Source organism: Streptomyces sp. NBC_00335 (assembly GCF_036127095.1).
Classification (GTDB): domain Bacteria; phylum Actinomycetota; class Actinomycetes; order Streptomycetales; family Streptomycetaceae; genus Streptomyces.
Map to the genome: position 1 here is coordinate 7,995,902 of NZ_CP108006.1, position 13,394 is coordinate 8,009,295.

At 73.1% G+C, this 13,394-nt stretch carries 6 protein-coding genes and 2 pseudogenes; all 8 read right to left on the reverse strand.

Features of this window, described 5'->3' with window-relative positions:
• Nucleotides 1–2: 2 nt before the first annotated feature.
• Nucleotides 3–1,889: pseudogene (locus OHA37_RS40900) on the reverse strand (non-ribosomal peptide synthetase); the annotation flags it as partial.
• A gap of 99 nt (nt 1,890–1,988) precedes the next feature.
• Nucleotides 1,989–3,377 (reverse strand): annotated as a pseudogene (locus tag OHA37_RS40905) (condensation domain-containing protein); the annotation flags it as partial.
• A gap of 135 nt (nt 3,378–3,512) precedes the next feature.
• Nucleotides 3,513–6,614, reverse strand: a complete 3,102-nt coding sequence (locus tag OHA37_RS36170) for a non-ribosomal peptide synthetase (protein ID WP_266911836.1) — start codon at nt 6,612–6,614, stop codon at nt 3,513–3,515.
• 899 nt (nt 6,615–7,513) lie between these two features.
• Nucleotides 7,514–8,047: a hypothetical protein gene (locus tag OHA37_RS36175; RefSeq protein ID WP_266911838.1), complete on the reverse strand. Its 534-nt coding sequence runs from the start codon at nt 8,045–8,047 to the stop codon at nt 7,514–7,516.
• A gap of 2 nt (nt 8,048–8,049) precedes the next feature.
• The gene (locus OHA37_RS36180) at nt 8,050–8,592 is read right to left on the reverse strand and encodes a hypothetical protein (protein WP_266911840.1); all 543 of its coding nucleotides are present in this window, start codon (nt 8,590–8,592) and stop codon (nt 8,050–8,052) included.
• A gap of 98 nt (nt 8,593–8,690) precedes the next feature.
• Nucleotides 8,691–9,470, reverse strand: coding sequence for a PIG-L deacetylase family protein (locus OHA37_RS36185; protein ID WP_266911842.1), 780 nt, complete (start codon nt 9,468–9,470; stop codon nt 8,691–8,693).
• A gap of 105 nt (nt 9,471–9,575) precedes the next feature.
• A complete protein-coding gene (locus OHA37_RS36190; protein ID WP_266911844.1) occupies nt 9,576–11,465 on the reverse strand; it encodes an ATP-binding cassette domain-containing protein in 1,890 nt (629 codons plus the stop codon).
• A gap of 385 nt (nt 11,466–11,850) precedes the next feature.
• A complete protein-coding gene (locus OHA37_RS36195) occupies nt 11,851–13,107 on the reverse strand; it encodes a peptidoglycan-binding protein (RefSeq protein ID WP_443046352.1) in 1,257 nt (418 codons plus the stop codon).
• Nucleotides 13,108–13,394 lie beyond the last annotated feature (287 nt).

The window sequence follows — 13,394 nt, forward strand, 5'->3', positions numbered from 1 at the left end:
GCGAGCCGGCGGACCGTCGGGTACTTGAAGAGGTCCATCACGCCGACCGGGGTGGCCAGGTCGGGGAAGGCCCGGCGCATCCGGGCCACCACCTGCGTGGCGAGCAGGGAGTGGCCCCCGAGCTCGAAGAAGTCGTCCAGTGCGCCGACCCGGGGGAGGTCCAGCAGGTCCGCCCACATGGCGGCGATCACCTGCTCGGTCCCCTCCTCGGGGTCTACGTGGCCGCCTGCGGACGGGCCGTCCGCAGGCGCCGGCAGCGCCTTCCGGTCGACCTTGCCGTGGGCGAGCAGCGGCAGCCGCTCCAGCACCACGTAGCGGGCCGGAACCATGTAGTCCGGCAGCACCTCGCCCAGCACGGCGCGCAGTTCGGCGGCGGCCGGAGGTTCGCCGCCGGCGGGGCGTTCCAGGTAGGCGACGAGGTTCTGCTTGACGCCCTCGCCGCGGGCCATGACCAGCGCCTGGGTGATCCCGGGCAGCGCGGTCAGCGCGGCCTCGATCTCGCCGGGCTCGACCCGGTAGCCGCGGACCTTGATCTGGTCGTCGCCGCGGCCGAGGTACTCCAGGGTTCCGTCCGCGCGCCAGCGCGCCAGGTCGCCGGTGCGGTACATCCGCGGGCCGCCGGTCGCCGCACCCCCTGGGCCCGCGCCGTACGGGTCGGCCGCGGACGGCTCCGCTCCGGCCGCTTCCGCTTCTACCGGTTCCGCTACGGCCGGTTCCGCTCCGGCGGGGGCGGCGTACGGATCGGGCAGGAACCGCTCGCCGGTCAGGTCCGGCCGCCCGAGGTAGCCCCGGGCCAGCCGGTCCCCGCCCAGGTACAGCTCACCGGTGACGCCCGGCGGAACGGGGTTGCGGGCTTCGTCCAGCACGTAGCAGCGCGCGCCGGCGAGCGGGCTGCCGATCGGGGTGCTGCCCGGCGCGTTCAGGCCGTCGGCGGTGACCTCGTGGACGGTGATCCCCACCGTCGCCTCGGTCGGCCCGTAGTGGTTGAACACCGCGCAACGGCCCAGTGCGGCGATCCCAGCCGCCCAGGACCAGCTGCTCGCCTCGCCGCCGAGGACCAGCGTACGGCGCGGCAGGAGCCGCTCCAGCGGTACGTCGGCGGTCAGCGCGGCCAGGTGGGAAGGGGTCATCTTCAGGTGGTCGATGCCGGCCCGCTCGATCTCCGCGGCCAGTTCCACGCCCGCGATCCGGCGCGGCAGCAGGTGCACCCGGCCGCCGGTCGTGAGCGCCAGGTAGAGCATCGTCATGCTGAAGTCGAAGGAGAGCGACTGAAGCAGCCCGAAGGAGCCCCCGGGCTCGATCCGCAGCCGATCGCCCGCGCCCGCCAGGTAGTTGAGGATCTGGCGGTGCTGCACGGCGACGCCCTTGGGTGCTCCGGTGGAGCCCGAGGTGTAGATCACGTACGCCAGGTGGTCGGCGCCCGAGACCTCCTCCAGCGGCGTTCCGTCCCACTCCGCCGCGTCGTCCGCGTCGCCCCCGTCACCGTCGCCGATGTCGGCGCCTGTGTCGCCGGTCAGCAGATCGACGGCCGGGTGGTCGCCGAACCGCGGTCGCAGCACGGCGTCGGTGATCAGGACCTTGGCTCCGGAATCGGCGACCAGGCGGGCGAGCCGCGCGGGGGGCTGCTCGGGGTCGAGCGGCAGGTAGCCGCCACCGGCCTTGAGCACGGCGACCAGGGCGACCGCCAGCTCGGGGGACTGCTCCAGGCAGACGGCCACCCGGTCGTCCGCACCCACGCCCAGCGCCCGCAGGCGCCGGGCCATCGCGTTGGCGCGCCGGTCGAGGCCGCCGTAGGTCAGCGTGCGGTCCTCGAAGACCAGTGCGGGCGCCTCGGGCGTCCGGGCCGCCGCCTCGGCCAGCGCCTGTGTGAGCGTGGCGGGGCCGTCCACCGGTAGCGCGGGGCCGGTGGCCCAGGTCTCCAGTACGGCCGTCCGCTCGGCCGCGCCGAGCAGCGGGAGCCGGTCGACCGGCAGTGCCGGATCGGCGACGCCGGCGGCGGTCAGCAGCTCGAACCGCTCGGCGAGGCGCTCGACGGTGCCGGCGTCGAAGAGGTCGGTGCGGTAGGTGAACAGACCGTAGAGGCCGCCGTCCGGTTCCTCGCGCATGTAGAGGGCGAGGTCGGCGTGGGTGGTGGTGGCCTCGTAGCCGAAGCCCTCGGAGTCCAGGCCCCCGGCAGGGGTGGTGGCGCGGTCGCCGTAGTTCTGGAAGGCGAAGGTGGTCTGGAAGACGGCGGCGCGGCTGACGTCGCGTTCCACCGCGAGATCGCCCACCATCTGCTCGAACGGCACCTCCTGGTGCGCGTACGCGTCGAGCGTGGTCTCGCGGACCCGGCTGATCAGCCGGCCGAAGTCGAGCCCTTCGGAGAGCCGGGCGCGGATCGGCAGCATGTTGACGAAGGCGCCGACCACGCCTTCGAGTTCACGGTGGAGACGGCCGGCGACGGCGGAGCCGACGGCGAAGTCGCGCTGGCCGGCGTGCCGGCCCAGCAGGGCCTGGAACGCGGCCATCAGCACCATGTACGTGGAGGCCCCGTAGGCGCGGGCCAACTCGCCTATCCCGCTGCATAGTTCGGGGCTCCAGTGGAACTCGGTGGCGGCCCCGTCGAAGGTGAAGAGCGGCGGGCGGGGCCGGTCGGTGGGCAGCTCCAGGGCCGGGACGCCGTCGAGCTCCCTGAGCCAGTGCTCGCGGGAGGCGGCGAGCTGCCCGTTCGCCAGACGGGCCTGCTGCCAGGCCGCGTAGTCACCGAACTGGACCGGCAGGGTTGGCAGTTCGAGAGAGGCGCCGTGGGCGTGGTGGGCGTAGAGGAGGTCGAGCTCGCGGTTGAGGAGGTCGATCGACCAGCCGTCGCAGATGATGTGGTGCATCACCAGGGCCAGTACGTGGTCGTCCTCCGCGATCCGGACCACCAGGGCGCGCAGCAGCGGACCGGTCTGCAGGTCGAAGGGTTCGGCGATCATCGCCCCGAGTTCGGCGGCGGCGCGTGCCTGCGGATCCGGGTCCGCGACGGCGTCCAGGTGCTGGGCGGCGAACGGCGCCGGCTCGGCGACCCGGACCTCGGCGGTGCCGGCCTCGGTGGTGCGGAAGGTCATCCGCAGGCTCTCGTGCCGGGCCACCAGGCCGGTCAGCGCGGCGTCCAGCGCGGCGCGGTCGAAGGGGCCTCGGAGCCGGCGGGCCGGCGCCAGTGTGTATGCCGTGGAGCCGGGGGCGAACTGGTCCATGAACCAGAGCCGTTCCTGGCCGCTGGAGAGCGGCGGTGCGCTGCCCGTCGGGCGGGGGTCCACCACCCGGGCGGGGGCCGAGGCGCCGCGCAGCCGCCGGCTGAGGAGGGCGCGCTTGACTGCGGACCAGTCGGCGGGCAGGTCCTGGGTATCCGTCATCGAGTTCCTGTTCGGGCATGCGGAGGGGGAATCGGAGGATGGGGGAATCGGAGGGCGGGGGAATTCGGAGGGTGCGGGCGCGGCGGGGGCCGGGCACGGCCGAGTGGGCCGTGCCCGGTGTACGGGGCGCGGGGCCTACAGGCGTTCGCGGACGGCGGCGGCGATGCCGGCCGGGGTCGGAACGTCGAAGAAGACGTCGAAGTCCAGTTCCACGCCGAGCGCGTCACGGATCCGGGAGGCGATCTGGATCACCGTCAGCGAGTGCCCGCCGAGGTCGAACAGGTCGTCCTCGGGGCCCACGTCGGGGAGGTTCAGCACCTCGGCCCAGATCCGGCGGACCGTTCCGGTGGTCTCGTCACCGGCATCGGCTGCCCGTGGCGCCGGCGCCGCCTCGCGCGGCGGTACCGGCAGGGCCCGCCGGTCCAGCTTGCCGTTCGGGGTGAGCGGCAGGCGCTCCACGGTGAGCCAGCGCTGCGGCGCCATCGCGGCCGGCAGCGTGCGCAGCAGATGTTCGCGCAGATCGGAGGGGGCGGGCGCCGGGGCGCCGGCGGCCGGGACCAGGTAGCCCGCCAGGAACGGCTCGCCGTCCTCCTCGGTGCGGACGGCCACGGCGGCCTGGGCGAGGGCCGGGTGCTCCAGCAGGGCGGACTCGATCTCGCCGAGTTCGATCCGGTGGCCGCGGATCTTGACCTGGTCGTCGATCCGGCCGAGGAAGTCGAGCTCGCCGTCAGGCGTCCGGACGGCGCGGTCCCCGGTGCGGTAGAGCCGGGCTCCGGGCGGGCCGAACGGGCTCTGCACGAAGCGCTCGGAGGTGAGTTCGGGCCGGCCGAGGTAGCCGTGAGCGACCCCGTCCCCGCCGATCAGCAGCTCTCCGGGGATGCCGAGCGGGGTGGGCCTCAGCTGCTCGTCGACGATGTAGACCTGGGTGTTGGCGATCGGGGTGCCGATCCTGACGTGGCCGGGATCGGCGGGGAGCTCGGAGCAGGTGGACCAGATGGTGGTCTCGGTGGGCCCGTACACATTGAACAGCCGGGCGGTGCGCGCCCGCAGTTCGCGGGCGAGCGGCAGCGTCAGCGCCTCGCCGCCGGCCAGGCCGGTGACGGCGGCGAGGGCGTCGGTGGCGCTCCCCGCCGCGAGCATCACCCTCCATCCGGACGGGGTGGCCTGTACATGGGTGACGTCCTCGGCGCCGATCAGCGCGAGCAGGCCTGGTCCGTCGACGGCGAGGCCGTCCGGGGCCAGGACCAGGCGGCCACCGGTGATCAGCGGCAGGTAGAGCTCCAGCGCGGAGATGTCGAACGAGAGCGAGGTCAATCCGAGCCAGGCGTGCCGGGGGCCCGAGTCGAGCCGGTCGGCGAAGGAGGTGAGCAGGTTGACCAGTGCCCGGTGCCCGACCGCGACGCCCTTGGGGCGGCCCGTGGAGCCCGAGGTGTAGAGGACGTACGCCACATCGTCCGGACCGGGGGCGGCGCCGTGGTCGGCGTCGGGTGCGGCCTCGGCCGGGTCCTGCGCCGACGGCGCCGGGAGCCGTAGGACCGCTGGAGCGGCGGCGGCGACCAGTGGCGCGGGCTCGCGGTCGGCGAGCACCAGAACGGCTGCGGAGTCGCGCAGGACGAGGGCGAGGCGCTCGGCCGGATAGCCCGGGTCCAGCGGCAGGTAGGCCGCGCCGGTGGCGAGGACGGCGAGCAGCGCGGCGGGCAGGTCGGCGGTACGGTCCAGGTGGACGGCGACCAGGTCGCCGGGTCTGACGCCGCCGGCGCGCAGTGCTGCGGCCAACTGGTCTGTACGGGCCAGTAGTTCGCGGTAGCCGAGGTGGCGGCCGGCAGCGCTGACCGCGATCGCCTCGGGGGTGGCGGCGGCCTGGGCGCGGATCAGGTCGAGCACGGTCCGGTCGGTCGGATAGGGGCGGGCCGTGGCGTTCGGCCCGGTGGTGACGGCCCGGAGCTCGGCGGCGTCCAGCAGCGGCAGGTCCAGCAGCCGGGCACCGGGGTCGGCGACCGCCCCGGCGAGCAGGGTGTTGTAGTGGCCGGCGATCCGGCGGGCGGCGTCCGGGGCGAGCACGGCCGGGTCGTACTGCAGGCTGAAGTCGAGGCCGCCGCTCAGGGCGTCGCCGCTCTTGGGGGCTTCGACGATCTGGAGGTGGAGGGTGTTGCGGGCGGTGCGGTGGTGCACGGCCCAGGCGATCCGGGCACCGGTGCCGGCGAAGTCCGGGTCAGGGCCGCGCCGGCGGTAACCGAGGGAGACGGCGGTCAGGCCGACGCGGGGGCTCAGCCCGGAGACGGCGGCGCCGAAGGGCACGCCGCGGTACGGGTAGCCGGCCCGCAACTCGGCCCGTACGGCGGCGGCGAAGGCCGTGAAGGTCTGTGAGGCATCGGCCGCGGGCGCGTGGACGGGCAGTTCATTGACGAACAGCCCTACTTCCCCGGTGAGTTCGCGCGTCCGAGTGGAAAGCGGAACGGACACCGGAACCGCCTCGCCGCCGTACCGGCGCAGCAGCCCGTGCAGGGCCGCGAGCAGGAACTCGAAGACCGTGGTGCCGCCGAGGGCGGCCGTGGCGGCCAACTCGCGTGCCTCGGCGCCGTCGAGACTCCACTCGACCGTCTCGCCTGCCCCGGCGACGGTCGGGGTGCGCGATACACCGGGCAGCACCGGGTCGGTGGCGGCGGCCCAACGCGGCCCGTACCACTCGGCAGCCCTCCGTACGGTGGCCGGATCCTCGGCCGGTGAGGCGGGTGCGGTGGTCGAGGGAGAGGGAAGGGGCGCCGCGCCGTACGCGGCTGCGAGGTCCCGGGTCAGCACGTCCTTGGAGTTGCCGTCGAAGACCGAGTGGTGCGCGGTGACCAGCAGTTCGGCACTGCCGTCGGAGCGCCGGTGCAGGGTGAAGCGGCTGAGCGGGCCGGTCTCCAGGGTGAACGGACGGGCAGCCTCCTCCTCCAGCCGCTTCTCCAGGTCGGCCTCGTCTTCGGGCGCTTCGAGCTGCACCAGTTCGGGCTGCTGCGCCGCGGGTTCCTGCCACACCCGGCCGTCACACTCGACCAGCCGCGCGGCCAGAGCCGGATGCCGCCCGATGACGGCGGCCACCGCGCGGACCAGGGCCGCCGTGTCGATCCGGTCGAAGGAGATCCGCACCGGCATGTGGAACGCCTCGCGGGCCAGTCCCAGCCGCTCGGTGAGCCAGACGCCCTGCTGGGCCGGCGAGGCGGGTCTGCGGTCGGGCAGGGGGAGGACTTCGGACATTCAGCGGCTCACTTAGGACGTCGGAGCAGGGTGGAGGTGCAGCACGGGTGAGCGTGCGGACGCGGCATCGGGTGCGGGCTACCGCACGTCGGGGCTTCGGGACCCAACGGCGGGCTCAGGCAACCTGGTTCGGTGAAATGCGGGCCACCGTGCATCCGGTCCTCCCCCGGGGACCGGCCGACGGCCGTGAGTGGTCAGGACCGCCGGACGTCCCGGAACCCCCAGGAACGTCTGGCTGTTCGGGCCCCCGCCCGATGAAGACAATTGGTCCAGACCTGTCGAGAGATTCGCACAACGCCCAATCACCGTCAAGGGCCGTCGGGGGCTGGAAACGGTCGTCGCCGGCGTGTCGATCTGTCCCGGGGCTCGCCGAAAGATCCGTGATTGATCGCCCCTGACGGATCATCAATCTCGATGCTGTCAGCGGCAGATCGGCTGAATCTGGTCGGTCGGGGAGGCGTGGACGCCTCCGGCACGGAACGTGACGGGGGCAGGCGGTTGCGGCACCGGTCGGATGGGTCCCCGCATCACTCGAAGGTGGTCCAGGGGAGACGGGGCAACGATCCGGCCCGGTGCCGGACGGGGCTGGCGGCTCGGTTGCGGCAGGCGGGCCCAGGTGCACCGCGTCCGGGGTTCGCAGGGACGCGAATGCGCCGGCGAACGTGGAAACCAACAGTTCACCGGGGCGAGCGTCCCGCCCTCCCGAGCGGGTCCGGCCTCGTGCGCCGGTGCACGGCCGGCCCCGGATGTACGGCCCGCAACCCCTCCGGGCGGGGCATCCGCCCCTGCAGGAATGCGCGGAACCGCGCAGTCGCGGCTGTCGTGGGTCCACGGGTCCGACTCGCGTGCCGATGGGGCGCTGGTTACGCTGCGTTGAAAGCGGCGGGCGCTCCGGCGGGCTACCCGCCGACGCGCACGTCGTCGCAGGGCGCGGGAGCCGGCGCCCCGGCCCGCTGCGCGTCCTTCCAGTGGGCGGCCTCCCCGTCCACGCCGCGCTTCGCCGGCGCTACGTAGCCGACCCACGGCCCCTGGCCTTCGTTGTCCATGGTCTCGACCCCCACCACGTACCGCCGGCCCGGCTCCAGGACGGCGTACAACTCCGGATCCACGGTGGCGTAGCGGCCCGGGGAGCCGCCGCTCTCGATCCCTTGGGTGACCGTGAACGACTCGGGAGGGGCGCCCTTCAATCCCTTGAGTACGCGTACCTGACTGGACAGGTACGAGCTGCCGTCCGCCTCCCATGCCCGGGTGTTCTTCACCGTCTCGACCACGGCCATCACCGGGAACTCATCGGCGACCACGGGGTCCTTCGTCAGGTCCGCACCACAGGACGCGTGCCCGGAGCCTTCCGTCCCGGCGACCGAGTACCAGCCGCCACCGGCGAGCAGCAGCCCCCCGGTCAGGCCCGCCGCGGCCCACATCCGTGGACTCATGATCAGCCCCACAGCTTCTTGTAGTTGGCCTTGTCCACGGCCTGCGGTACGTCGAAGTCCTCTTGGACCTGGGGCCACATCAGCGAGTTCGTCGTCTCGAAGTCCTTGTGGCAGGGGCCGAGCGCATGCCCCAGTTCGTGGGCGGCGACACTCCGGCGCTTCTTCGCCGAATACGACGACATCTTCGCCTTGTTGAAACGGATGTAGTCCGTCCACGCCGGTGCGGCGTTGTAGCTCCAGATGCCGGCCGCGGTGCTCTTGGAGTCGTTGAAGTCCTGGAAGTCGAGGTCGTTGACCGTGCTCGTGGTGTCACCGACGATCTTGATCTTCGCGCCGGAGTACTGCCAGGCCGCGATGGCGTGCTTGATCTCCGGGTCGTACTGCGAGGAGTCGGTGTACCGGATCTCGCCCTCGTCGACGGAGCTCCGGGACTTCGATTCGGACTCCGGCTTGACGCACGGCGCCGGATCGACGGCATGCGCGGTACCGGGCGCGAGGAGCAGCAAGGAGGCGGTCGCCGACAACGCGACGAGGAACCTGTTCACCTCACCCACGGTAGGGGACCGCCGCGCGGGAATGATCGTTTCGCCGGGCCGTCGAGGCGGATCGTCCCCGGCGGCCCGGCCGCGTTCTCAAGAGCGACCTACGGGTGGTCGCACCGGCCGTCCGGCAGGGGCGATGCGCCGAGGCGGGTGTAGTACTCGGTCGAGATGATCGACTCCCGTACCTCTTGGGGGAGACGGGCGAGGATTCCGGGCAGGGGCCGCTCTCGGGCGGCCTCGCTGCGGTGGGAGAGGATCGCCGCCCACTTCTGCGTGAGGAAGGCGCTCACATCGACCGTCGCCGTGATGTGTCCGTCCGGTACGGACAGCACCTTCTTCCCCACCCGCGACAACAACGGGCCCAGCTCGCCCACCCCCGAGTCGGGGTGGGTGGCCGCGTACAGGGTGGCGGGCTGCCAGGGGGCGCCCGCGTCCGGGTAGTGGTGTTCCAGGCCCGCGGCGTGGAAGGCCAGGACGGCCGCTTGATGGGTACGGACGTGATCGGGATGGCCGGTCAGCTGGCCGTACGCGTCATGTGTCAGAACCAGCTGCGGCCGTACGGCACGGATGTGTGCCACGAGCATCTCCACGACCTCGTCGATGGGTGTGTCACACAGCCTCGGCCGGCCCGGGGCGGACTCCGGAACGCGTGCGTCGGCGTAGCCGAGCATCCGCGGCTCTCCAGCGCCCAGGACCTGGAGGGCATCGGCGAGTTCGGCGGCCCGGTGGCTGTCGCGGGACCAGGTCGCGGTGACGACCGCGGTGTCGAAACCGGCGGCGGCGTGCTGCGCGAGCACTCCGCCGGCGAGCAGCGATTCATCGTCCGGGTGGGCGAACACTCCGAGGAGGGAGGGCCGGTCGGGGGTGGGTGAGGGGGGCATGGGCGTGGCGCCTTCTTCCGGGGTGCGGGGTGCGGGGTGCGGGGTGCGGCGTGCGGCGTGCGGCGTGTCTGGGCTCGGCGGGTGGGGCTGGGCGGGCGCGGCCGGTCAGCGGTCCTGGGAGAGTGCGAGGAGTTCGGCGAAGGTTCCGCCGCCGTGGACGAGATCGTCGTAGCGGCCCTGTTCGGAAATGCGGCCGCCTTCCAGCACGATGATGTGGTCCGCGATCTTCGTGTTCTCCAGCCGGTGCGTGACCATGATGGTGATCCGGTCGGCGGCGATGGCCTTGATCCGCTCGAAGACCAGGTGCTCGCCGCGCGGGTCCATCTGCGAAGTCGGCTCGTCCAGGATCAGCAACTCGGGCTTGCGGTACAGGGCCCGGGCGCACGCTTCGCGCTGCCACTGCCCGCCGGAGAACTCGACGCCTCCCCAGATGTCGCGGGCCTGGAGGCTGTCCAGACCGTGAGGGAGGTCTTCGACGGCTTCGCGCAGGCCGACCGCGTCGATGGCCTCCCACACGGGTCCGTCGTCGTGGGTGCGGGGCTGGCCGAGGGTGATGTTCTCGCGCACCCGCAGCGGCCACTTGGCGAAGTCCTGCGGCACCAGGCCGGTGAGGCGCCAGACGGTGTCCGGGTCGGTGTCGGCGAGGTCGCTTCCGTTCCAGGTGACCTTGCCCTTGTCACAGAGGTAGATCCCGGTGATCAGCCGGGTCAGGGTCGACTTTCCGGAGCCGTTCGCTCCGACGATCGCGAGGATCTGGCCGCGTTCCAGGGTGAGGGAGACGCCGTCCACCGCGGGCTTGTCCTTGCCCGGGTATTGGTAGACGACCTCGTCGAGCCGGATCCGCTCCACCGGGCCGGTGATCTCGCGCGGCCCGCGCCGGGGAGCACGGGCGGCGGCCTCGTCGAGGAAGGACTGCATGTCGGTGAGGTAGAGGCTGGTGTGGAAGACCGCGGCGCCGTTGATGATGACCTGGGAGAGCGCGGCGAGCGCGGTCTGGACGGCGATGACGGCCGTGGCGGCGATGGCGGGTTCGATCCGGCCGGTCACGGCGAGCCAGGCGAGCGCCCCCCAGGTCGCGAGGAGGAAGACGCCGCCGGCCAGCGCGGCGAGCAGGGAGATCCGCAGGGTGCGGGGCGCGGCGGCCAGGTTCCGCCGGTCGCAACGGTCGGACAGGGCCCGGTACCAGTAGACGAGGTAGTCGGTCATCGAGTTGGCGCGGACCTCGTCGCCGTACTGGGAGGCCGTGGCCCACCAGCGCATCATCCCGCGGACGTTGCGGTCGCTGATGTTGGCGTAGTGGATCTCGTAGTCCACGCGGGCGGTCAGGACGGCGCCGATGCCGGCGGGCAGCACGGCGAGGAGCAGCAGGGGCAACATCATCACGTTCAGCAGGGACAGGACGCTGCCCGCGGTGACCAGGCGGATCAGCGAGGACATGAAGCGCTGGGCGTCGGTGACCATCACGTGGGTGCGGACCACCCCCATCTCGGCCGCCTCCTGCCGGTCGGAGAAGCCGTCCCCCGCGTAGGCCACGGCCTCGACCCGGCAGACCGCCTCGACCAGAGTGCTGTCGGTCTCCGAGGTGAGCAACGGGGTGATCCGCCGCTCGGCGTACGTGGCCACGGCCCCGGCGACCCGGTTCATCGCGGCGGCGAGCGCGACGACGAGCAGCGCGGGCAGGGCCCCCTGGAGGCGGTCGGCCGCACTGCCTGCGCCGAGTACGGGCCCCATCGCGCGGGCGGTGGCGGCCAGCAGTACCGCGGCGGACACGCCCGTGACGACCTGGCATCCGATCAGGAGTCGCACGGCCCGCCGGTCGGTCCGCCAGGACAGGCGGCCGATCCGGGCCAGGACGGACGGGAGCGTGGCGCACATCGTCCGGAAGGAGACCTCGGCGAGCGGATTGACGGCGAACTTCCCGCCGTAAGTGATCTCCGCCGGGGGCGGAGGGGGCGGAGCGCCGGCCGCTTTGGTGTGTGCTCGGGATGTGGTCATCGGGGCCCCCTGGGTCGCCGGTCGGACGCTGTCGTGAGCTCAACGACGGCCCCAGGTTTTCGAACACACGTCTTTCGGTCGGCCCTGGAATCCCGGAATGACGGGCGCGGGGGAGCGTGCGAACTACACCGACCCGTCTCCCATAACGGCACTGCCACCCAAGGGGGTTGGCCGAATCGCCGAGGTTCCCGTGCGCCGCACGGCAACGGGCGCGCCGGCCCGCATCGGGCCGGGCCCGCTTATAAGGTGCAGGGTTTCCCGTACGCCGAGAACCCCTGCGGAGCCGGCAGGAACCCACTGCCGTGGCTGGGCAGGTCCCCCCTTCCCCCGTGCCGTGGACGCAGTGGGGAAGGGGAGAGGGGGCAGGGGGGAAGGGACGGGCAGGTCAGCGGCCGGTCGTGGCGAAGAGGCGGCGCCAGGTCTCCGGGCCCGGGTAGCCGTCCGCCTCCGCGCCCCGCCAGCCCTGTGCCCGCTGGAAGGCTTCGACGTTGCGCCGGTCGCTCTCGGACCAACGGGGGCCGGGGCCCTCGGAGTAGTGCCGCCCGTAGCCGCGCTCGACCAGACGGCGGCCCAGCCGGGCCACGTGGTCGTTGGACTGACCGGGGCGGAAGTACTGCCCGCCGGGGAAGGCGGAGCCGGTCGTGGACCCGTCGCCCCCGGAGGGGATGTTCCGCCCCTTGCCGCCGGTGAGCAGGGTCCAGGTCGCCGGCCCCGGGATCCCGTCGGCCTCGGCGCCGCGCCACCCCTGCGCCTCCTGGAAGGCCTTGGTGGCGGCACGGTCCGCGGAGCCCCACACCGGCCCGGGGCCGGAGGCGTAGAAGCGGCTTGCGCCGCGCGCCACGAGCATCTCGCCGAGCCGGGTGACGTGGGGACCGTTCGCCCCGGGGCCGAAGGCGCCCGCCCCGGGGAACGCGCCGGAGTCCTCCTCGCCGCCGCCCTCGCGCAGGCCCGTGTAGCGGTAGGCCACGTAGCGCGAGGAGTTGTTCCAGTACGCGTACGGGTTCGTGCGCTTCAGGGTGTGCGGGCGGGTCTGCTCATAGGCGGTGTAACGGCTCATGGACGCATCGGTCCAGCCGCCGAAGAGCACCACATGGGATCCGGCGCCCGGGTCCGACGGGTTGTGGAACAGCAGCATGTCGCCGGGCCGCAGCTCGGACTTGGATATGCGCTGCCCGAACTGGTCCAGGCTGCCGGTCCACTGGTTGGAACCGAGGCCCCAGGCCATCGAGACGAAGCCGGAGCAGTCCGTCCGGTAGCCGTTCCGGTAGGCGTTCATGCTGTACGGGACCTGCGCGTCGACCCATTGCTGGGCCCGGCGCATGATGTCCGCCCGAGTGGTGGCGGTGGCCCCCGGGGCGCTCAGGCGCCCCGCCGAGTCCCGCACCAGGGGGCCGGTCGGTCCCTGGGGAGTGGACTGCGCGCCGTCGGGCGAAGGGGCGCGCCCCGTTTCGACGGCCTGTGCGGCCGCGGCTGTCCCCGGTGTGACGGCGAGGCCGCACGCTCCGGCGACGGTGGCGACGGCCAGTGCCCGGACCCGCCCGCGCGGCGTGTGCCGGGCGGCGGTGGAGCGGCGATCGGAACGGCACCCCGGGCAGGGGCAGTCCGCCGCCGGCGGTATCTCGGTGAAGTCGATCGGTGGCATGAGGAGCATGAGCGGCAAATCCCTCAGTACAGGGGCATAAGTGCCCAAGTCGATCATGCTCCATGGCGGGCCGGGAGGGGCTCAAGTCCTCCGGAGCGGTGTCCGGCATGTCGGACGGGGCACCGGGCCGTGGCGGGGGTCGATGCAAGGGCGTTGGGCACCGGGCACTCGGCGCTGCGGCGCTGCGGCGCTGGGCGCTGGGCGCGACGTGCGGGCGCGGCGGGCCGTCCTCGGCGCCGACGGTCCCGGAAGTGGACGCCGCGTCCCCGGGTGGGCGCGGGCTTCGA